20 protein-coding genes and 1 pseudogene are annotated in these 21932 nt (G+C 56.7%); 6 read left to right on the plus strand and 15 right to left on the minus strand.

Annotated elements, in window-relative coordinates:
* The first annotated feature begins 91 nt into the window (after nt 1–91).
* Complete coding sequence (locus tag IM317_RS18095; protein WP_033145655.1) at nt 92–685, plus strand: TetR family transcriptional regulator; 594 nt, start codon at nt 92–94, stop codon at nt 683–685.
* Between the two features lie 39 nt (nt 686–724).
* Here the strand turns inward: IM317_RS18095 and nhoA are convergent, their stop codons facing one another.
* Nucleotides 725–1570, minus strand: a complete 846-nt coding sequence (gene nhoA / locus IM317_RS18100; protein WP_033145656.1) for an N-hydroxyarylamine O-acetyltransferase — start codon at nt 1568–1570, stop codon at nt 725–727.
* Between the two features lie 109 nt (nt 1571–1679).
* On the opposite strand from nhoA, the gene IM317_RS18105 reads away from it, so the two are divergent.
* Nucleotides 1680–2252: a flavin reductase family protein gene (locus tag IM317_RS18105; protein ID WP_033145657.1), complete on the plus strand. Its 573-nt coding sequence runs from the start codon at nt 1680–1682 to the stop codon at nt 2250–2252.
* Nucleotides 2253–2287: 35 nt separating this feature from the next.
* On the opposite strand, the gene fusA is transcribed toward IM317_RS18105, so the two are convergent.
* Nucleotides 2288–4387: an elongation factor G gene (gene fusA / locus IM317_RS18110; RefSeq protein ID WP_033145658.1), complete on the minus strand. Its 2100-nt coding sequence runs from the start codon at nt 4385–4387 to the stop codon at nt 2288–2290.
* 160 nt (nt 4388–4547) lie between these two features.
* Between fusA and IM317_RS18115 the strand changes: the two genes are divergently transcribed.
* On the plus strand, nt 4548–4850 hold the full coding sequence (locus tag IM317_RS18115; protein ID WP_033145659.1) for a helix-turn-helix transcriptional regulator: 303 nt from the start codon (nt 4548–4550) through the stop codon (nt 4848–4850).
* A 68-nt stretch (nt 4851–4918) separates the two neighbouring features.
* Here the strand turns inward: IM317_RS18115 and IM317_RS18120 are convergent, their stop codons facing one another.
* Nucleotides 4919–5374, minus strand: a complete 456-nt coding sequence (locus IM317_RS18120) for a GNAT family N-acetyltransferase (RefSeq protein ID WP_033145660.1) — start codon at nt 5372–5374, stop codon at nt 4919–4921.
* 164 nt (nt 5375–5538) lie between these two features.
* On the opposite strand from IM317_RS18120, the gene IM317_RS18125 reads away from it, so the two are divergent.
* Nucleotides 5539–7017 (plus strand): PLP-dependent aminotransferase family protein, encoded by a 1479-nt coding sequence (locus tag IM317_RS18125; protein WP_033145661.1) that lies wholly within the window; start codon nt 5539–5541, stop codon nt 7015–7017.
* 27 nt (nt 7018–7044) lie between these two features.
* Here IM317_RS18125 and IM317_RS18130 read toward each other — a convergent pair whose 3' ends face one another.
* Nucleotides 7045–7680 (minus strand): helix-turn-helix domain-containing protein, encoded by a 636-nt coding sequence (locus IM317_RS18130; protein WP_033145662.1) that lies wholly within the window; start codon nt 7678–7680, stop codon nt 7045–7047.
* A 121-nt stretch (nt 7681–7801) separates the two neighbouring features.
* Nucleotides 7802–9133 carry a 2-hydroxycarboxylate transporter family protein gene (locus IM317_RS18135; protein ID WP_033145663.1) on the minus strand — a complete coding sequence of 444 codons (1332 nt, stop codon included), beginning with the start codon at nt 9131–9133 and terminating at the stop codon, nt 7802–7804.
* 404 nt (nt 9134–9537) lie between these two features.
* On the opposite strand from IM317_RS18135, the gene IM317_RS18140 reads away from it, so the two are divergent.
* Together IM317_RS18140 and IM317_RS18145 are read left to right on the plus strand one after the other, a co-directional pair.
* Nucleotides 9538–10485: an AEC family transporter gene (locus IM317_RS18140; RefSeq protein WP_033145664.1), complete on the plus strand. Its 948-nt coding sequence runs from the start codon at nt 9538–9540 to the stop codon at nt 10483–10485.
* A 32-nt stretch (nt 10486–10517) separates the two neighbouring features.
* The gene (locus IM317_RS18145) at nt 10518–12203 is read left to right on the plus strand and encodes an NAD-dependent malic enzyme (RefSeq protein WP_033145665.1); all 1686 of its coding nucleotides are present in this window, start codon (nt 10518–10520) and stop codon (nt 12201–12203) included.
* A gap of 45 nt (nt 12204–12248) precedes the next feature.
* Here the strand turns inward: IM317_RS18145 and IM317_RS18150 are convergent, their stop codons facing one another.
* The 10 genes and pseudogenes from IM317_RS18150 to IM317_RS18200 all read right to left on the minus strand — a co-directional run bounded on the left by IM317_RS18150 (nt 12249) and on the right by IM317_RS18200 (nt 21878).
* On the minus strand, nt 12249–13250 hold the full coding sequence (locus tag IM317_RS18150; protein ID WP_033145666.1) for a Kdo(2)-lipid IV(A) acyltransferase: 1002 nt from the start codon (nt 13248–13250) through the stop codon (nt 12249–12251).
* 192 nt (nt 13251–13442) lie between these two features.
* Nucleotides 13443–13673 (minus strand): tautomerase PptA, encoded by a 231-nt coding sequence (gene pptA, locus IM317_RS18155; protein WP_023335848.1) that lies wholly within the window; start codon nt 13671–13673, stop codon nt 13443–13445.
* A gap of 37 nt (nt 13674–13710) precedes the next feature.
* Entirely contained in the window at nt 13711–14328 is a 618-nt protein-coding gene (locus tag IM317_RS18160) for a glutathione S-transferase family protein (protein ID WP_033145667.1), read from the minus strand.
* 41 nt (nt 14329–14369) lie between these two features.
* A complete protein-coding gene (locus IM317_RS18165; RefSeq protein ID WP_033145668.1) occupies nt 14370–15257 on the minus strand; it encodes a transporter substrate-binding domain-containing protein in 888 nt (295 codons plus the stop codon).
* Between the two features lie 9 nt (nt 15258–15266).
* Complete coding sequence (locus IM317_RS18170) at nt 15267–16040, minus strand: amino acid ABC transporter ATP-binding protein (protein WP_033145669.1); 774 nt, start codon at nt 16038–16040, stop codon at nt 15267–15269.
* Complete coding sequence (locus tag IM317_RS18175; protein WP_033145670.1) at nt 16024–16950, minus strand: amino acid ABC transporter permease; 927 nt, start codon at nt 16948–16950, stop codon at nt 16024–16026. Before IM317_RS18175 ends, IM317_RS18170 begins: the two co-directional genes overlap by 17 nt.
* Nucleotides 16951–16959: 9 nt before the next feature.
* Entirely contained in the window at nt 16960–17469 is a 510-nt protein-coding gene (locus IM317_RS18180; protein WP_032656866.1) for a GNAT family N-acetyltransferase, read from the minus strand.
* 9 nt (nt 17470–17478) lie between these two features.
* Nucleotides 17479–19742, minus strand: a pseudogene (locus IM317_RS24005) (NtaA/DmoA family FMN-dependent monooxygenase).
* A gap of 16 nt (nt 19743–19758) precedes the next feature.
* Nucleotides 19759–20880, minus strand: a complete 1122-nt coding sequence (locus tag IM317_RS18195; RefSeq protein ID WP_033145672.1) for an amidohydrolase — start codon at nt 20878–20880, stop codon at nt 19759–19761.
* Entirely contained in the window at nt 20877–21878 is a 1002-nt protein-coding gene (locus tag IM317_RS18200) for an LLM class flavin-dependent oxidoreductase (RefSeq protein ID WP_033145673.1), read from the minus strand. Before IM317_RS18200 ends, IM317_RS18195 begins: the two co-directional genes overlap by 4 nt.
* Nucleotides 21879–21932 lie beyond the last annotated feature (54 nt).

A 21932-nucleotide genomic window follows, 5' to 3' on the forward strand; every position in this document is an offset into this window, starting at 1 on the left:
GACACATGTCCAGGATGCGATCCTACGTAAAGTTGAACGCATGTCCAGCTTTTTGTTACACTCGTTTCATTCCCATTGAGAGTGAGTAAACATGCGATATCTGAGCAAGGATGAACGGCGGGAAGCCATCTTACAGGCTGCCATGCGCGTGGCGCTGGCTGAAGGACTGGCGGCAATGACGGTACGCCGTATTGCCGCCGAAGCCGGAGTCGCCACCGGCCAGGTGCATCATCATTTTACGTCCGGCGGCGAGCTAAAATCGCTGGCCTTCGTACGGCTAATTCGCGAGCTGCTGGATGCGGATGTCGCGGGTAAACAGGCCAGCTGGCGGGAGCAGCTTCATGCCATGCTCGGCAGCGATGACGGGAGGTTTGAGCCCTATATTCGCCTGTGGCGTGAGGCGCAGATCCTGGCCAGCCGCGATGCCGATATCAAGGGCGCGTATGTGATGACCATGGAGATGTGGCACCAGGAAACGGTGGCGCTTATCAAAGCGGGAACGGAGGCCGGGGCATTAAAACCGGGCGATCGAGCGGAAAATATTGCCTGGCGCTTGATTGGTCTGGTGTGCGGTCTTGACGGAATGTACATCTTAAACATGCCCGAAATGGACGAAGCCGCCTTTAATAACCATCTTGATAAATTAATCACGCTCGAGTTGTTTAATACGCCGTCTAAGCAGTGATGTTGCCGGGTAGCGGCGACGCCTTACCCGGCCTGCGCATTATTTCCCGGCCTGAGGATGTGTATCAAAGCCCGCCATTACCGCCGTCAGCTCCGCCAGTGTAAAGCCGTGCTTCGGATCGTCAACCCCCAGCCCAAAGCGTTCCTGCATCAGCTGGTAAAGCGCCTCAGCATCCGGCAGATGGATCTGCTCTTCTACGTGACCGTTCTGCCAGTGGGTAAAGTTGAAGTTGGTTAGCGTCAGCTTGCCGCCGTCCGGCAGATGGCGACACATCAACAGATGATGACGGAAATGCGACTGCGGCCAGTGCGCCGACCAGAAATTCCCCATCACGTAATCGCTGAAATACTGCGTCGTCAGGTCAAACTGGTACATCGACTGCCAGTGCTCGTGGTGACGGAACTGCAGCACCCAGTCGTTCCCCTCGCTCAGCAGACGATACAGCCCGTGCGGCGTCTCCTGTTCTTCATTAGCGAGCAGTCGAATCGGCGCCGTCAGCGTCTGGCCGCCAAACCCCACATCGGCAATCCAGCGCTCACCGTTAAGCTCAACCAGCAGCAGACGGTGCGTGCGCGGCGGCATTTGCGGCGGATTCGCTAATACCACGCGCCCCAGCACGCTACGCACCGTAAACCCGACTTCACGCAGGACGCGCTCGAACAGGCCGTTTTGCTCAAAGCAGTACCCTCCGCGACGTGCGGTGACCAGCTTGTCGACCAGACACCGATCGTCAAGCTGGATTTCGCGCGGCAGAACGACATCAATATTCTCAAAAGGGATGGCACAGTTGTGATGTAAATGCAGCGCGCGCAGGGTATCTATATCCACCCGCGTCGGTTGCGCCCAGCCGATGCGGGCAAAATAGGCGGTCAGAAATGGGGACATGCATCAGTTTCCTTTGATTGAGATGTTCTGTTTATAAACTAATTTTACGCATCCACTTTGATTTACGTGCTTTTTCGTCATACTACATCGGTGTAGATGAGGAGATCCTATGAGCCACTTTCGCCCCGTTGAATTACGTCATGCCAGCCGTCTGCTGAACCACGGCCCAACTGTGCTTATCACCAGTCGGGATGAAAGCCTCGACAGACGCAACGTGATGGCCGCCGCATGGTCAATGCCCGTTGAGTTTGAACCGCCGCGCATCGCAATAGTCGTGGATAAAAGTACCTGGTCACGCGAGCTGATTGAGCGCAGTGGGAAGTTTGGCATCGTCATCCCCGGCGTGGCGGCGGCCAACTGGACATACGCGGTCGGTAGCGTCAGCGGGCGCGATGAGGACAAATTCAACTGCTACGGGATCCCGGTCGTGAACGGTCCTGAACTTGGCCTGCCGGTAATTGAAGAGAAATGTCTGGCATGGATGGAGTGTCGGTTATTACCCGTCACCTCCGCGGCTGAGAAATACGATACCCTGTTTGGTGAAGTGGTTTCAGCGGCAGCCGATGAACGCGCGTTTATCGCCGGGCGCTGGCAGTTTGACGGGGATAAGCTGAATACGCTGCATCATCTTGGTGCCGGGACGTTTGTCGCGAGCGGGAAGATGGTGAAGGCGCTGGATTGAGAAAACCCTCCCCCTACAGGGAGAGGGTAACCGTATTACTTCGCACGTCGTGAAATAATCTCATCCGCAACATTCCGCGGGGCTTCCGCAAAATGATGGAACTCCATCGTATACGTCGCGCGTCCCTGGGACATCGAGCGCAATGTCGTGGCATAACCAAACATCTCTGCCAGCGGCACGTCAGCGCGAATAATCTGACTTCCGTACTGCTCTGCCATCCCCTGCACCATGCCGCGGCGGGAAGAAAGATCGCCCATAATGTTACCGGCATACTCCTCCGGCGTTTCCACCTCCACGTGCATGATCGGCTCGAGAATCACCGGATCCGCCCTGCGGGCGCCCTCTTTGAAGCCGAGGATCGCCGCCATGCGGAACGCCATCTCAGACGAGTCGACGTCGTGATACGAGCCAAACGTCAGCGTCGCTTTGACATCAACGACCGGATAGCCCGCCAGCACGCCGCTGTTCATCGCTTCCCGCAGCCCTTTCTCAACGGACGGGATATACTCGCGCGGCACCACGCCGCCCTTGGTGGCATCTTCAAATTTAAAGCCACTCCCGGGCTCCAGCGGCTCCAGGCTCAGCACCACATGGCCGTACTGCCCTTTACCGCCGGACTGACGAACAAATTTACCTTCGATATCCTTCACCGTTTTACGCAGGGTTTCACGGTAGGTTACCTGTGGGCGGCCAATGTTCGCCTCAACGCCAAACTCACGCTTCATGCGGTCGACGATGATCTCAAGGTGTAGCTCACCCATCCCGGAGATAATGGTCTGGCCGGACTCTTCGTCAGTATGCAGACGGAAAGACGGATCTTCCGCCGCGAGACGCTGCAGCGCGATCCCCATTTTCTCCTGATCGCCTTTGGTTTTCGGCTCGATCGCCAGCGAGATAACCGGGTCCGGGAACTCCATGCGTTCAAGCGTGATCACGGCATTCGGATCGGTGAGCGTGTCGCCGGTAGTCACATCCTTCAGCCCAACGCAGGCCGCAATGTCTCCGGCGCGCAGTTCGTCCACCTCGTGGCGATCGTTGGCATGCATCAGCACGATACGCCCGATGCGCTCTTTCTTCCCTTTCACCGGGTTGTACACCGCGTCGCCTTTGCGCAGCACGCCAGAGTACACGCGGATAAAGGTCAGTTGACCGACGTACGGGTCGCTCATCAGCTTGAACGCCAGGGCCGAGAACGGCTCATCATCGCTTGGATGACGCTTCGCGTGCTGCCCTTTTTCATCCACGCCATCAATGGCAGGCACGTCCAGCGGCGACGGCATGAGCTCAATGACCGCATCGAGCATGCGCTGCACGCCTTTATTTTTGAACGCGCTGCCGCACAGCATCGGCTGAATTTCACCCGAGATGGTGCGAATACGCAGCCCTTTGATAATTTCCGCTTCCGTCAGGTCGCCGGTTTCCAGGTATTTGTCCATCAGCTCGTCGCTGGCTTCCGCCGCCGCAGAGACCATTTTTTCCCGCCATTCCTGGGCGGTACTGACCAAATCGTCCGGCACGGGCGCATAGGTGAACACCATGCCCTGCGTCGCGTCGTCCCACAGAATGGTGCGCATCTTGATGAGATCCACCACGCCGGTGAAATGATCTTCTGCACCCACCGGGATGACAATCGGCACCGGATTGGCCTTCAGGCGCTCCTGCATCATCCGTACGACGCGGAAGAAATCGGCACCCGGACGGTCCATTTTGTTGACGAAGGCCAGACGCGGAACGTGATATTTATTGGCCTGACGCCAGACGGTTTCCGACTGCGGCTGCACGCCGCCCACGGAGTCATACACCATCACGGCGCCGTCGAGCACGCGCATGGAACGTTCCACCTCAATGGTGAAATCCACGTGCCCCGGGGTGTCAATGATGTTGATCCGGTGCGGCTCATAGCCTCTGTCCATACCCGGCCAGAAGCAGCTGACGGCCGCGGAGGTAATCGTGATCCCGCGCTCTTGCTCCTGCGCCATCCAGTCAGTGGTTGCCGCGCCATCGTGTACTTCACCCAGCTTGTGGCTCATCCCGGTGTAAAACAGGATGCGCTCAGTGGTGGTGGTTTTACCGGCATCGATATGCGCGGAGATACCGATGTTGCGATAACGTTCGAGAGGGATGGGTCGGGGCATGATATTTCCTTAGTCACTATGACTTGTCTGTGACGACCAGGATGGTCGTGCATTCGTTCGTTTGCTATAATAGTCCTATTGTACGAGTATTATCGAACTATTTTTTAACGGTTGACCTATTGTTGATATAGCTCAATCTGACGCCAAACGCAGGAAAACGATGATCCCAAACCACCCTGAAACTGAACAAATACTGCTGGAAAATGTGCTGTTTGCCCTCGGCAACCCGCTCCGGCTTGCGATAATTCGCCGTCTGGCCGATGGCAGCGAACTCAGCTGTAACGCGCTGCGCCCGGAGGATGTGGTGAAATCGACAATGACCCACCACTGGCGCGTACTGCGCGACAGCGGCGTTATCTGGCAGCGCCCGCAGGGGCGGGAGAACATGATTTCGTTGCGAAGAGAGGATCTGGATGCCCGTTTTCCAGGGCTGATGGAGATACTTTTACAAGCTAAATCATAAGGATATACCTATTATCCCCTGAAAAATGCCCCGTAAAGATGTAAGGGGCATAATGTCAGCAGAGGGGTTTATCTTACGTGCATACGATATTCAATCATTCCACTTTTCTTCGCAATCCAGTCGTACAATCGTTGCCCGCGATAGTTGGCTTCATGCGTATGCCAGTAAAGGTGACTGGCATGATGTTTTCTGGCTTCTCTCTGAACATATTCTATTAACTGTTTGCCAATGTGTTTGCCCCTTACGGCTTCGCAGACGTATAAATCTTCGAGGTAGCAGTAATCGCTCTCAGCCCATGTCGAACGGTGAAAAAGATAATGCGCAAAACCCACTACGTCTCCATTACATCGTGCCACCACGCAGAATAGCGGCTCAACGGGGCTGAAAAATCGTTGCCAGGTTCGTTCAGTAATGGTCCCGGACAGATCGACGTTGTAAAACGCCTGATATTTTCCCCATAGCGGCATCCAGCTTTCAAAATCACGTTCTTTAACTGCCTCAATTATCACGCTCGTATTATTCATATTGCCTCTTTGCTTATCCGTTTATTCGTTTCAGGAAGAGTGTATTCGCTGAATGGCACGTTTTGCCCCGCCAATTCTCGCCATCAAGGCAGACCAATTTTTCATCCTGCTGCGTGCACTATTGCTTTAGAATCAAGAGATACAGAGGGAAAGTGGACAACGTAATGTTTAAGCACGCGCAGCTAGAAACGGTTAAGGCATGGATTAACGACCCCGCTAACGGATCGCTACCGCTTCATGAAAGGATCCAGAGAGCAATACGAATGCTGATACTGGAAGGGATATTATCTCACGGTAAGGCCCTTCCTGCTTCACGCGCTCTGGCGGCTTCTCTCAGCGTTTCCCGGGACACCATTGAAGCGGCCTACTCCAGCCTGCATGCCGAAGGTTTTATTGAGAGACAAACAGGCAGAGGGAGCTTCGTCTCTTCCAGCGCGCGTTTTTTAAAACCCCGTCCTCGACAGCATCAGCCAACCGCTGAGATACGAAAAGCAAAACTCAGCGTCCGGGGAAAGATCGTTTATGAAAGCGGCGGGATCCGCGAGTTTTCTTCACCTCGCCCCCTTGCGCCCGGCATTCCTGAAACCCGCATGTTTCCCCTTCCGATCTGGGAGCGTCTTCAGCGACAGGTACTGAAGGAGTTTCAGCACCAGGCGTTAGAGCAAAGTCCACCCCAGGGTATAGAACGTCTGCGACGGGCAATTGCGGAATATGTCAACCTTGAGCGCGGAACGCGTGCGAGGGCAGAACAGGTCATCGTTCTGACAAGTTCTCAACAGGCGCTTGCGCTCTGTTCCCACGTGCTGATGGACGCCGGGGATGGCATTGTCATTGAAGATCCCTCCTATCAAGGGGCACACAAAGCGTTCAACGCTGCAGGGCTTCTCTGTATTCCGGTTCCTCTTGATGAAAAAGGCATCTCGGTTGACGGGCTTAATTCTCTGACCGAGCCTGCCAGGGCGATCTACCTTACGCCTTCTCATCAGTACCCCACCGGGGTGACGCTCTCTCTTGACCGACGACTGGCAGTTGTTAAATGGGCAAACCGTTACGGAGCCTGGATTATTGAGGATGACTATGACAGCGAGTTTCACTACGAAGGTAAGCCTATGGCCAGTCTTCAGGGGCTTGATACGTATAACCGGACAATTTATATCGGCACGTTCACTAAGTCTCTGTTCCCTGGGCTGCGAATTGCCTACATGATCGTTCCCTCAGAATTGACAGAGCCCTTTACCATGGCGAGGACATTAATGGATGGTCACACCGCCTCAATAACCCAGCTGACGCTGGCTAAATTTCTGGAGGGAGGCCATTTTGGCGCCTATGTTCGTAAGATGCGGAGTATTTATGTTGCTCGTCGCGACACGCTGGCAAGCATGATGGACGAATATCTCTCCGAATATGTTACCTGTGAAACGCCTGCGGGGGGAATGCAAATGCCTTGTCACCTGAAGCACGGCATATCCGAGAAAGAAATAGCCACCGCCGCCCGACGCGCGGGTGTTGATATACTTGGTCTTACCAATTTATATACAGGTCCCCCCGCGTCCACCGGTTTTTTGATGGGATTTGCTGCTTACACGGAAAGGGAAATAGAAGACGCTGTAAAAAAACTGGCCGCAATTTTCCGTCATGTTTGATGCCGTCGACCGGTCAGCGGCGAATACTCATTCCGGGCGAGCAAGGCTATAAACAGGGATCCGCCGGGTTGTTTTGGTGAGCGTATCAAACACCTCGGCGTCGGACGTCACGATCCTCATCCCCGTTTTGCGTAATCTCTGCACATCGGCCGCGATGCGCTGAATGCCAAACCAGAAAAGCCCGTCGAGTGCCGTCACCGACAGCCCGTTTTCCAGCGCCAGCTTAAGTCGTTCCTTCGGGGCTTTAACCTGCTGGGCAATTTGCCGGTAAGGCACTTCATTGAATCCTGTCGCGTCACTGCGCTGGATACGCGTTTTCAGCTGATAGGTAAATTCGTCAGGTATTCCGCCGAGATCTCTTTTAAGACTATAGACGCAGCCAAAGCGCTTGCCGTTAAACAGAACATTTTTCTGACTGAGCTGAAGCTCTTTTCTGACAATGTCTATCAGCTGGGGCGCACGGGTAAGGAGCAGCCTGAAGGGCAGCTCGAAGCTGGTGACGTAATCCACATTAAGCAACGCGAGGCGCAGCCGCTCCTCTGCACCGGACTGTTGCTCACGACATTCCTCCATCACCTCTGCCCACTGGCGCGTCAGGCGCTCCGGCTCGGCGGCTTCGGTAAGGAGATATTTTTCAATCTGATAATCAACTCTTCCGGTCATCGTGTGGTATCCCGTCACTGTGGGTGCGGTAATTCTATACAGCGCGGTGAGTTTTATAAAGGACTGAACCGCAGCGGCACTCTGAAAATGTCGTTGCGATTCAGCATCCTGACGTTTCGGATCAGTGCGCCATAATCCAGCCCATCAGCAGCGTGGCGAAAATCACCGTCGACGCGCCGCCGATGCGGGTGGCGATCTGCGCGAACGGCATCAGCGACATCCGGTTAGACGCGGACAAAATGGCCACGTCCCCCGTTCCGCCCAGCCCGCTGTGGCAGCAGGTCACAATGGCCGCTTCCACAGGATACATATTCAGACGCGACGCAATAAAGTAGCCGCTCAGCGCCATCGCAATTACAACCGAACCGCACACCACCACGTATCCCACCGAGAAGACCGACACCACGCTCTCAAGCGGCACGTATAACATCCCGAGGCCGATCATCAGCGGCCAGACCAGCGCAGCCGAGACGAATTTATAGCAGCTGTGCGCGCCCTGCTCCATTGAGGCCGGGATCACCCTGAAGTATTTACACAGAACGGCAATCAGGATCATCAGCACCGGGCCGGGAATATGTACCAGTTTTTCAAACAATCCGCCGACGATGAAAAACGCGCACACCATCAGCAATCCGCCCCCCATCAGATGAAAATCCGTCTGCTGCGTGCTTTGCGCCCCGGCAAAAAGGCTGGCGTCGTCTTTACTCCGCGTAAGCATGCCATTTCCCGAAAGCGCAGGGCGTTTCGCGCCGAGACGCGCCAGCGAGCCCGCACAAATAATGGCGAAGATATTCCCGACGACCGCAGCGGGTGCCAGCTGCGCAACGTAGACGTCCGGCGTCTGCCCCAGTATTGCCGAATAGGCCAGGGACAGCGGCAAAATCCCCTCGCCAATCCCGCCGCCGATGATGGGCACAATGATGAAGAAGAAGGTGTGGTAAGGCGTATAACCAAACAGTGAGCCCACAATGAGGCCGCTCAGCACGGCCATGCATGTTCCGGCCACCAGCGGAACAAACATGCGCATCATCCCCTGGATCAGCAGCACCCGGTTCATCCCCAGAATGCTGCCGACCACCAGGCAGGCGATGACGAAATAGAGCAGATTCGCCTCTTTCATCAGCAGATGCACGGTATCAAGGGTATGTTTCCCGAATACGCCAAAATAGACCAGCACGGAGGGGACCATCAGGCACAGGATCGCCGGGCCGCCGATATCTTTCAGCACCGGGATTTGACGCCCTACCTTGGCAAACGCGAAGCCGAGGGTCATGATGACCGCGAGTCCACCAATCATATTTTTTGGCAGCAGCCCTGCCCAGGCGGACGTCGCCACAATCGCGGCAATCCCGACGAACAGCATCAACGGGACCGTGCCCACCTCGGTATTGTTGAGCCCAAAGGCAAAACGCGAGGTCGACAGTTCAGAAGTCGGTACAGGATTATCTTTCATATAATCACCTGAATTTGTGTTCGGATAAACAGAGAAAGGAATAACTGAAACTATTCCTGATACGAATAAATGTTCTTAAATATAAATAAAGACTTAGATGGCCTTTTCTAAAAACAGGCTCAACATGAAATTAGCACGGGCCTGCCGGGAGAAATGTGAACAATTCGGCTCTTTGCTTTTAAATAACTTAATTCAGTATTAAGTAACTAAAGTTATTTATGGCGGCCATTGTCGCTTTCTTGCGTCTTATCAATATTTGACGAAAGTATTAGTTATCCAACTAATGCAATCTTTTTGAAATTAATAAAACCAGAGAGAGTGTGACCCTTGTCACTCCTGCCCTGCTTTCTAAGCGCTAGATTAGCGCTGCAATAAAACACATAAAATACCCTACAGGAAATACTATGCCTTCATTACTATTACAGTCACTGTTTCCGCTCGTCTTTATAATGTTACTTGGATGGCTAAGTGGAAAGCTGGGATATTCCCGGCGTGAAGATGCAAACGTTATGGCAACCGTGGTGATTCGTTTCGCCCTTCCTTTCCATCTTTTTATCGGTGCACTGCATACCGACCCGAATAAAATTAAGAACCTGACCTTTATGGCCGTTTTAGTTGTCGGTTTAATGGGGTCGTATTTACTGACGCTATTTATTTCGCGCTACGTTTTCCGCCACGATATCAAAACCAGCGCCATTCAGTCTCTGGTTTGCGCCTTTCCGGATATGGCCTACTTTGGCGCACCGGTCCTGGCGGTATTGATTGGGCCGGAAGGATTTATCGGCGTGCTGATTGGCAATATTATTACCAGCGTTATCATGATCCCTCTGACTATCGTCCTGATTCGTATGGGTGATAAAAACGGTCAAGATGGCCTGGAGGCACTGCACCCGGGCGCGATGATCGTGCAAAACCTCATCAAGGCGGCGCGCAATCCTATCGTCTGGATCCCGGTCTCCGGCGTCTTGCTCAGCCTGGCCGGCGTGCAGATACCGTCCATTCTCAGCATGCCTATCGAAATGGTTGGCAAAGTTTCAGGCGGACTATCCCTGTTTGCCCTCGGCCTGCTGTTTTACGGTGAGCGCCCTAAACTGAACGTGCAGACGTTTACCAACATCAGTATTAAAAACCTTATTCAGCCGGCAATGATGGCCGCCGCAGGACTCGCCTTTGGCCTGAGCCACACCTTACTGCAGCAGGTCGTTATTATTGGCGCAACGCCTTCCGCGATTGCCGCAGGGATGTTTGCCTTACGCAGCGATACCTATATTGATACCGCATCCTCTTCCATATTAATTGGCACTGCCGTCGGGGTCATGACCGAAGGCATTATGATCTATTTCATCTCTTAATCTGCTTTAAATAAAAAATTCAGGAGTTAACCATGTCCCGGAAAGAAGTTCTGTACACCCCCTATAACGGGGCCGTATTGCTGGAAAATCCGCTGCTAAATAAAGGACTCGCATTCATTAAAGAAGAGCGTGACAATTTTAATCTGCACGGGTTATTGCCGCACAACGTTGAAACCATTGAAGAACAAACCGAGCGCGCCTGGGTGCAATTTTGTCATTTTAAAAGCGATATTTCGCGTCATGTTTACCTGCGAAATATTCAGGACACCAATGAAACGCTCTTTTATAACCTCCTGCGTTCGCATCTCAAAGAGACGTTACCGATTATCTATACCCCGACGGTCGGTGAAGCCTGCGAGCATTTCTCCACGATTTATCGACGCGCGCGCGGCCTGTTTATTTCATGGCCGAATCGCCATCGTATTGATGAGATGCTGCAAAGCTTTTCGCGCAACGACGTTCGCGTGATTGTGGTGACGGACGGGGAACGTATTTTAGGGCTTGGCGATCAGGGTATCGGCGGAATGGGTATCCCAATTGGTAAGCTGTCGCTGTATACCGCCTGCGGAGGGATCCATCCGGCTTCTACCCTGCCGATTATGCTGGATGTCGGCACCAATAATCAGCAGCACCTCGACGACCCGATGTACATGGGCTGGCGCCACCCGCGCATCAGCGACGATCAGTACGCTGAGTTTATGGATATGTTTGTCAGCACCGTTAAAGCGCGCTGGCCCAATGTGCTCCTGCAATTTGAAGACTTCGCGCAGAAAAACGCTACCAGGCTGCTCCAGCGCTACCGCGACCAGCTGTGCTGCTTCAATGATGATATCCAGGGCACGGCCGCCGTCACCGCCGGTACGCTGATGGCGGCGGCCCATGCCGCGGGCACGCGCATTCGCGACCAGCGCGTGGTCTTCCTGGGCAGCGGCTCTGCCGGATGCGGAATAGCTGAAAAAATTGTGGCGCTGATGGTGGATGACGGCCTGAGCGAGTCCGAAGCGCGCAGGCGGATCTTTATGGTCGATCGCTTCGGCCTGCTGACCGACGACATGACCAACCTGCTCGATTTCCAGAAAAACCTGCTTACCGCGCGCGACGCCGTTTGCAGCTGGCAGGTAGACTCGCAAAATATTTCCCTGCTGGACGTGGTGAAAAACGCGCATCCTACGGTGATGATCGGCGTTTCGGGCCAGCCGGGGCTGTTCAGCGAAGAGATTGTCAAAGAGATGCATCGCCACTGTCCGCGCCCGATCATCATGCCGCTCTCGAACCCGACCTCGCGGGCGGAAGCCCAGCCGCAGGATCTTATCGCCTGGACCCAGGGTGCCGCGCTGGTGGCCACCGGCAGCCCATTCGCCCCGGTATTCTGGGAGAATGAACACTACGAGATCGCCCAGTGTAACAACGCCTATATTTTCCCGGGCCTGGGGCTGGGCGTGCTGGCCTGCAACGCGCGCCGGGTGACGGAAGAGATGCTGATGGCAGCAAGCCGCAGCCTGGCCGCGCAGTCTCCGCTGGTCACCACGGAAAAAGGCGGATTGCTGCCGCCGGTAGATCAGATTGAAACGGTTTCACGCCAGATTGCCGTCGCCGTCGCCCGGGCCGCGATTGAACAGGGCGTGGCTCCGGCGATAGATGATGAGACGCTGATGGCGCGTATTGAGAAGACCTGGTGGCAGGCGGACTATGCGCCGTACCGCAGGTCTGCGCTGTAAGCCTCGATCCAGCCCTCACTGCACGGTGAGGGCTGGATTGCTGCCTTAATGCTGGACGCCCGACCGTTCGGAAAGATCGGCGGCAGACAGGATATCAGCCTTTGGTGCCACGCTCTTGCGGCGGGCATACCGGTCAGGCTGACCTTCAGGACGCGTTTTGAAGCGCCGGTGCAGCCACATATACTGTTCTGGCGCCATCCGTACCGCCTGCTCAATCGCCCTGTTCATCTGCGTCGCAACAGATTCTTTATCGCCCCCCTGCAGCGACTCGCTGATATCCTCCAGAATAATCAGTTCGTAGCCTGTACCGTCCGCCCGGCGGCGCGGCACAAAGGGAATGACGGCAGGCTTAGCGCTTTTGACCAGCATATAGCTTCCAGCGGTCGTGGCGGCATCCGCAACCGCAAAGAACGGCACAAAGACGCTATTGGTTTTGCCATAGTCATGGTCCGGGGCGTACCACAAAATTTCATTCTGCTTCAGCGAGCGGATCATGCCCTTTAAATCATGACGATCGAGCATGGTTTTATTGGAGCGCAGGCGCCCGCGCGTCTGAAGCCAGTCCAGCAGCGCGTTATTATTCGGACGATACACCCCAATGCCGGGGTTGAGCATGCCAAAGATCCGCGCGCCCAGCTCAAGGGTGAGAAAATGCATGCCAACGAGCACCACGCCATTTCCCTTTGCCCGCGCCTTTTCCATGTGCTCATAACCCGTCACGGTAAAGCATTTCTTCACCCGCCACGCAGGCCAGAACCATGCCATCCCGGTTTCGATTACCCCCATTCCTACCGATTCAAAATTACGCTGTAGCAGTGACTCTCGCTCCGCCTTTTTCATCTCCGGAAAACAGAGTTCCAGGTTGCGGCGGGCAATCTCAACGCGGCGCGGAAGCAGGCGCATCGCCAGCCGTCCAAGACTGTGGCCGATTCGGAACAGCAGCGGATAAGGGAGCAGCATGATGAGCCACAGCGCGGCGATGCCAGCCCAGCTTAGCCAGTAACGAGGGTGAAGAAAGGCGAGTGAAAAACGGGGTAATTTTGTCATGAGAAAATTATCCTTTAGCGTGTCTGTCCTTAACTGATTCTGTTTGAGATCTTTCCTAAGGATTGATGGGCTGTCAGCCAGAAACGTAAAGTGTAACGGATAAGATAAAACGCATTTTTATCGATTTTTGCGAAAAAGCGGGAAGACGAGACGGGAAAAACCGGGGAGGAGAGTTCCCCCCGGCAATTGCGCTTACATTGAATAGCCTGGCTTTTTGATTAATTCGTCCAGCTTCGGTCCTATTTCGGTATCCCAGACCTGCGCTTTCCAGTCCTCCTGGTTCACCTGATTCAACGCAACGGACACCGAGCTGTCTTTGCTGTTGAAATGGCGAATAATGACCTCAGCAATATCCTCGGCCAGTGCGGTTTTTTGTTCGTCGTTCAAATCGCGGGGAAAACATTTGATATCTACGTGTGGCATATGCAGGCTTCCAGTTGTGAGTCAGGGCTCCACGTTATCAGATAATACCGTTGGCCTTTAACACCTTGTGCAGTTCCGGCAGCTGACATACGGTGTCCGCAATAGCCGTAAACCTCGGCGTATTGGTTGCAAACCAGTCATGGCGTGGCCCCCAGGTGCGCGCCACCGCGATATACACATCCAGCAGCGTCAGCCGTTCACCCAGCGCAAACGGGGCGACCTTGAGCTGATTATCGAACCACAAATAGAGAGATTTCCGGTATTCGATGCAGTTTTTCTGCAGCTGTTCAGGCGCATCCGGTGCCCAGCGTTCGGGATAGTCCGCATACGTAAACGTGGGATAGACGTTGGCCACAAACCAGATCAGCAAGCGCTGAAACTGCTGGCGTTCGGCCTGCCCCACGGGCGGCGCAAGATCGGGACATCTGTCGAGCACCATCAGGGCAATCGCCGCCGTTTCGGTCATGATGGCGCCATTTTCCAGCTCCAGCGTGGGCACCTGACACAGCGGGTTAAGCTTTTGCAGCAGCTCACGCTGCGGACCGGGCTGGTCAAACCCGTCCACGTTGATAAATTGATAAGGGATATCGGCCAGGGTTAGCATCACTTCACCGATTGCCGAGCCCCAGCCGGGTACGCCATAGAGTTTAATCATGTTGCCCCCTGCGGGATGAAAACCCTAAGTGTAGAGCACCATTAGTAGGTTATCCCAGGCGGGTTGACCTCCGACTGCGCCACCGCTTCGCCCTGCTCGCCCCAGCGCGCCAGCACCTTCTGGTAATCACCCCGCTTAATCGCGCCGTCCAGCGCGGCCTGCAGCGCGTACACCAGCTCATTGCCTTTTTTGGTGGTGGTCGCGACATAGGCTTTTTTCGGCCCTAAACCGACCACGCGGGTTTTGCCCGTGAGCGCCGCTTTGTAGGCTGAAACCGACTGAGGGCCAAAGAACACATCCGCCCTGCCGGACTGAATATAGAGATTGCCCGAGGCATCGTCGTGGAGATAGACCGGCAGCGCAGGCGCCCGCCCTGCCTTTTTGTTCTCTTCGTTCCAGCCCAGCAGAATGCGCTCCTGATTCGTACCGGAGCCGACGATCACCTTTTTCCCGGCCAGATCTCCCGCGCTTTTGATTGACTGGATCTCGCTGGTGGATTTCACCGAAAACGCCAGCGAATCGACGCGGTAGGTCGCAAAATCAAATTTCTCTTTACGCTGTTCGGTCACCGCAATGTTCACCAGCGCCACGTCGTAGCGCCCGGAGGCGATCCCGAGCGGCCAGTCTTCCCACGCCGTCGGCACCAGCTTCAGCTTTAGCCCCAGGCTGCCCGCCAGCAGGCGGGCGATATCCGGGTCGCTGCCGATGCGCGTGCGGTTATCGCTGGCCAGCAGCGCTAGCGGCGGAGAATTCAGCGCCGAAACGGCGACCGTCAGCGTACCCGGCTCAACGAATTTGTAATTGGCGGGGATCTTCGCCACGGCCTGCCGATCCACCGTCACCGGCAGCGGCTGTTCGTTGGCTTTCAAATCAATGCTGGCGTGGCTCGCCGTCGTGAAGACCAGCCCCGCCAGAAGTCCATATTTCATTGGCGCTCCTTACAGCACTTTTGACAAGAACTGGCGCGTTCGCGCATGTGACGGACGGTTTAATACCTCGTCACTGCTTCCCTGCTCGACGATTTTTCCGTCGACCATAAACACCACCTGATCCGCCACTTCACGGGCAAAGCCGATCTCGTGCGTCACCACCACCAGCGTGGTGCCGGACCGGGCCAGCTTTTTGATCACGTCCAGCACTTCCCCTACCAGCTCCGGGTCCAGCGCCGAGGTGGGCTCATCAAACAGCATCACGCGGGGACGCAGCGCCAGCGCGCGGGCAATGGCGATACGCTGCTGCTGTCCGCCGGAGAGATGACGAGACCAGGCATCGGCTTTGTCCCGCAGCCCGACCACGTCCAGCAGGCTGTACGCCCTTTCCACCGCCTCTTTTTTGCTGAGCTTTTTATGCGCGATGGGCGCCTCAATCAGGTTTTCCAGCACCGTGAGGTGCGGAAAGAGATTGAAGTTCTGAAACACGTAGCCCACGTTGACGCGCTGCTTGAGGATCTCCTTCTCCTTCAGCTCATACAGCCTGTCGCCCTCACGGCGATAGCCGATGTAGTCTCCGTCGATCTGAATAAAACCTTCATCGACGCGCTCCAGGTGGTTAATGGTGCGCAGCAGCGTCGATTTGCCGGAGCCGGACGGCCCGAGGATCACCGTCACGGACCCGGGCGGGATCTCCAGCGAAACGTTGTCGAGCGCCTTATGGCGACCGAAATACTTACTGACGCCGGTAATCGAAATATGTCCTTCAGGAGAGGCTTGCATGGACGGGCTCCTGTGCTGGCGTGGTGGTGACAGAACGGGTGCGACGAGCGGCACGGTTCTGGTTAACGGCAGAGCGGCGTTCGCTGCGGGCAAGCGCGCGCTCGACGCCATACTGGATAGCGGACAGGACGGTGGTGATCGCCAGATACCAGGCGGCACCGACCATCAGCAGCGGGATCACCTCCTGCGTGCGGTTGTAGATCATCTGGATGGTATAGAACAGCTCCGGCATCGCCAGGACGTATACCATCGCCGTACCCTTGGCGAGGCTGATGATTTCATTGAACCCCGACGGCAGAATGGTGCGCAGCGCCTGAGGCAAAATGATGCGCACCGTGCGTCGCCAGGCCGGCAGACCGAGCGCGGCGGCGGCCTCATACTGGCCGTGATCGACCCCGAGGAATCCGCCGCGAACGATCTCGGCGGTATAGGCGCTCTGCACCAGGGTGAGCCCCACCACGGCGGTAGAAAACTGACCCAGCACGTTGATGGTTTCAAAGCTGCCCCAAGTGATGCCGGTGAACGGCACGCCGAGCGAGAGCGTGTCGTAGAGATAGGAGAAGTTGTAGAGAATGATCAGCACCACGATCAGCGGCAGCGACCGAAACAGCCAGATGTAGGCCCACGCCAGGCTGCTCAGCAGCCAGGATGAAGAGAGTCTCGCCAGCGCCAGCATGCCGCCAAGCACCACGCTCAGCGCGGTGCCGATCAGCGTCAGCAGCAGGGTCTGCCCGACACCTTCGAGGATTACCGGGTCAAAGAACCAGCGGGCAAACACCGTCCACTCCCAGCGCGGGTTAAAGGCCACGGACTGAATCACGACCGCCAGGACAAACAGCGCCACCGCGGCGCCGACGGCCCGCAGCGGATAACGCGCCGGGACCACCTTAATGGTTTCAACGTTGCTCATCGTCGTTCCTCATGCGGTTTTACTGAACGCTTCGCGTACCAGCGTTTTGGTGAAGCGCAGCCGGCCGTCAAACGGCGGCTGGCTGTACTCTTCCGGATCGCGGTTCAGATCGAACTGCGCCTGATAGCCCTGGCTGAGATAGAGCCGTACCGCTTCCGGCTGGCGAAAGCCGGTTGTCAGGTAGATTTGGCTATATCCTGCCAGCACCGCCCTGCGCTCAAGCTCCTGCACCACGCGCCCGGCAAGCCCCTGCTGACGCAGGGTTTTGTCCGTCCAGATGCGTTTGATTTCCGCGGTGCGTTCGTCGAAAGGTTTGTACGCGCCGGTAGCGATAATCTTCCCGTCGCGCTCAAGTACGATAAACAGCCCCTGCGGCGCTAAATACCACTCGGTGAGCTCAACTTCCGCGTCTTTGGAGAAGTAGTCCCCGTAGCGGGCGGCATATTCACCGAACAGCCCCTCGATGATGGGCTGAAGCTCGGCGTCTTCCGGGGAAACATCACGAAATCGTTCGCTCATCACGCCTCCTTAATCGCCCAGGCCAGCCGGGTTCACTTCTGACTGAGGAATACGCTCAACGCCTTCCCCCCAGCGGTTCAGCACTTTGTCGTAGTCGCCGTTTTTGATCACGCCGTTCAGCGCGGTTTGCACCGGCTCAACCAGCCCGCTGCCTTTCTTCAGCGTAACCGCGATGTGCGCCGCCTTCGGCCAGCCGCCGTCGACGCTACCCACCAGTTTGGTTTTCCCGTTCAGCGCCGCTTTCCAGGCGCCAATCACGTTCGGGCCAAAGTAGGCATCCGCGCGCCCGGACTGCAGGGCCAGCGTTTGTGCCGCATCGTCTTTGGTGTAGATCGGGGTAAAGGGCTTCAGCCCCTTCTTGAGGTTTTCGGCATTCCAGGCCAGGAGGATGGCCTCCTGGTTGGTGCCGGAGCCGACGATAATCCGCAGCCCGGCGATGTCTTCCGCCTTCTGCAGCGACTTGATCGGGCTGGTTGATTTCACGTAGAACCCGAGGGAATCTTTGCGGTAGGTGGCAAAGTCAAACTTCTCTTTACGCTCTTTGGTGACGGTGATGTTGCTGATAGCGGCATCATATTTCCCGGAAGCCACGCCCAGCGGCCAGTCTTCCCAGGAGGTTGGCACCACGTTCAGCTCCAGCCCGAGGCTGTCTGCGACCAGACGGGCGACGTCCACTTCACTCCCCAGCAGCGTTTTGTTGTCATCGGAAAACACCGTCAGCGGCGGTTGATTGAGGCCCGCCACCGCCACGGTAAATTTCCCCGGCACGGCGAAGCGATAATCTTTCGGCAGCTGTGCCACCGCCTCGCTGTTTTTGACGGTATTAACCGGTGTTTTATTGGCCTCGATGCTCACGCCTGTGCCGTTAATATTCACATTCTCTGCCCAGACGGCAGGGGTAAAGGCCAGCGCGAGCGCCAGAATAAGCGTTGTTTTCTGCATAGCGGGGTTCTCTTTTATTGTTGTGTGTATTGGTTTTTAGGTTCGTCTAAGCCGAGGCTTTCGCGCAGCGTGGTGCCCGGGTAGTCGGTACGGAACAGGCCGCGCGCCTGTAAAACAGGCACCACCTGGTCAACAAAGCGCGGGAAGGTGTCCGGCGTACCGCCCTGAATGATGAAGCCGTCTGCGGCATAGCCTTCAAACCAGGCCTGCAGGCCGTCGGCCACCTCTTCCGGCGTACCGGAAAAGCGCGGGCGAGGTGATGCGGCTTCCAGCGCCACCTGACGCAGGGTTAAGCTGCGCTCGCGGGCGTTACGCTTGATTTCATCGGTGGTGCTGCGGAAGCTGTTTTTGCCTAAGTCGCCGATATCCGGGAACGGCTCGTCGAGCGGGTACTGGCTGAAATCGTGATGTTCGAAATAGCGTCCGAGGTAGTTGAGAGCATCGTTAATCGACACCAGCGCCGCCGTGGTTTGATACTGGTTTTCCACGTCATCGGCGTCTTTACCCACAATCACGCTGACGCCCTGGAAAATATGTAAATCTGACGCGCGGCGTCCGTTACTTTCCAGCTGCTGCTTCACGTCGCGATAAAACGCTTTTGCCTCATCGAGGGTCTCGTGATGGGTAAAAATGGCGTCGGCATGTTTCGCCGCCAGCTTTTTCCCGTCGTCCGACGCGCCCGCCTGAAAGACAATCGGCCGCCCCTGCGGCGTTCGACCAATATTCAGAGGACCGGCGACCTGGAAGAAATCACCGTGGTGGTCCAGGGTATGCAATTTTGCCGGGTCAAAAAACTGACCGCTCTCTTTGTTGCGCACAAAGGCATCGCCTTCCCAGGAATCCCATAGCCCTTTCACCACGTCGAGATATTCATCCGCAATGCGATAGCGCAGCGCGTGCTCGGGATGTTTTTCACGGGAAAAGTTCTTCGCTGACCCTTCCAGCGGCGAAGTCACCACGTTCCAGCCCGCGCGACCGTTGCTGAGGTGGTCGAGGCTGGCGAACTGGCGCGCCGTGGTGAAGGGCTCGCTGTAGGAGGTGGATAAGGTTCCCACTAGCCCCAGGCGCGAGGTGATGCTGGCGAGAGCGGATAACACCGTCAGCGGTTCAAAGCGGTTTAAAAAATGCGGGATCGATTTCTCGTTGATATAGAGACCGTCGGCAACGAATAAAAAATCGAGTTTGCCCTCCTCCGCCTTTAACGCCGTCGCTTTGACGAAATCAAAATTGATGCTGGCATCGGCGACGGCCTCAGGGTGACGCCAGGCGGACATATTTCCCGATGCACCATGCAAAATGGTCCCGAGCCGCAGTTGACGATGTGCAGACATATTCACCTCTTCAGAATTAAACGTGTTGCAGGGCTTTTTCCGCAAGCTGTGCAAAATAGCGGGCAGCGGGCTCAATTAATGCCTCATCCGGATTGAATGCCGGATGGTGTAAACCGTACGGGCTGTTGCTGCCGATGCTGACAAACGCCCCCGGGATCTGCTGCAGATAGACCGCGAAATCTTCCCCGCCCATATGCAGCTCGGCGTGCCGGGTTTCGTAGCCTGCTTCTCTGGCGACCGAGGTGGCGAAATCGGCCCAGCGCTCGTCGTTCACCAGCGCGGTGGGCCCGGCATACCAGGTGATATCAATCTGCGCGCTAAAGGCGCTGGCAAACCCGGCGGCGATTTCGCCCACGCGGGCTTTCACGTTCTGCTGCACTTCCGTGCGATGGGTGCGCAGCGTGCCTTCCAGCTCGACGCTTTCCGGCAGCACGTTCCAGGTGTTACCGCCTGCAATGCGCGTCACGCTCAGCACCACCGAATCCAGCGTATTGACGTTGCGGCTGGCGACGCTTTGCAGCGCCGTCACCAGCTGGCTCGCCAGCACGATGGCGTCGTTACCTTCGTGCGGACGTGCGGCGTGCGCGCCCTTACCGGTAATGCGGACCACAAAGCGATCGACGTTGGCATAAAACGGCCCGCCGCGGGTAGCGAACTCACCGACCGGCAGGCCGGGCTCGTTATGCATGCCGAAGATGGCGCTGACGTCACGCAGGGCGCCGGCCCGCACCATGCTCTTCGCACCGCCAAAGTTCTCTTCGGCAGGCTGAAACAGGATCCGCACCCGGCCGTTAAGCGACGCTTCCCGCTCTTTCAGCTTTAACGCGGCGCCGAGGATCACGCTGGTGTGGATATCGTGTCCGCAGGCATGCATTACGCCTGCACGCTGGGAGCTAAACGGCACGCCGCTGCGCTCTTCAATCGGCAGAGCGTCGATATCCGCGCGCAGCGCAATCAGTTTGTTGCCCGAGCCGATTTCCGCCACCAGCCCGGTCGACAGGTCGTAAGGCTGCGGGGTAATCCCGGCATTCGTCAGCCACTGGCGCAGGCGCGTTGTGGTTTCCACTTCCTGGCCGGAGAGCTCCGGGTTCTGGTGCAGCTCGCGACGCCAGGCAATCAGCTGTTCGCCAAAGCTCATACGGTGACCTCCTTGTTAAGACGCGCCTCGGCAAGCAGGCGCAGCGACGCGACGCGCGTTGCCCCCTCCGCGACCGGCGTGTCGATGATAAATTCGTCAACGCCCCACTTTTCATGCAGGGCGTTAAGCTGTTCGAGCACCGATTCAGCCGTACCCGCCAGCAGCGACTGCGCCCGACGTGCAATGCGCACCGGCTCGCTGCCCGCCTGGCGCGCAAAGGCGTAGGCCTGCTCTTCGCTGGCCACGGTGACACGCTGGCCGTTTGCCAGCTCAACGCCCCACACTTCGACCTTCTGCGCCAGGGCATCCGCCTCGGCCTGCGTCGGCGCAACGATCGCCTGTACCGCCACAATCACGTCCCGCGCGCTGTGCTTACGCCAGGTCGAAACCACCTCGCGCAGCAGCTCAGGGTCACCGTTCAGATGCGCGGCAAAGACAAAGTGCCAGCCGAGCCCGGCGGCCAGCAGCGCGCTATCGATACTCGCGCCCAGCAGGAAACCCTCGGCAGGCAGCGGCGGCAGCGGCGTGGCGCGAACGGCCTCTTCATGAGACTGATGCTCAGGACGGATCCAGCGATCGAGCTGGGCCAGCTGTTCGGCGAAGCTGCCCTTTTCCTGTTGATTCAGCCCCTGCTGCAGCGCGCGGGTTGAGAGCGGCAGCCCGCCGGGGGCTTTTCCGACGCCGAGATCCACGCGGCCGGGCGCCAGCGCCGCCAGCACGTTGAAATTCTCGGCGACTTTATAAGGGCTGTAGTGCTGGAGCATCACGCCGCCGGATCCGACGCGGATGCGCGTGGTTTGCCCGAGGATCCAGGCAATCAGCAGCTCCGGCGAGGGGCTGGCAAGGTGGGGAGTGTTGTGGTGTTCGGCAATCCAGAAGCGGTGATAGCCCAGATTTTCTGCCTGCTGCGCCAGCGCCAGCGTACGCGCCAGTGCATCGGCAGCCGTTTCGTTTTCAGCGATGGGGCTTTTATCAAGAATGCTGATTCGCCATGACATGTTGCGTTCTCGTTTGACTTAACATGTCGACATTATTAAAGGCGCATTTCACCA

Source organism: Enterobacter cloacae complex sp. S3 (assembly GCF_014930495.1).
Lineage (GTDB): Bacteria > Pseudomonadota > Gammaproteobacteria > Enterobacterales > Enterobacteriaceae > Enterobacter > Enterobacter asburiae_B.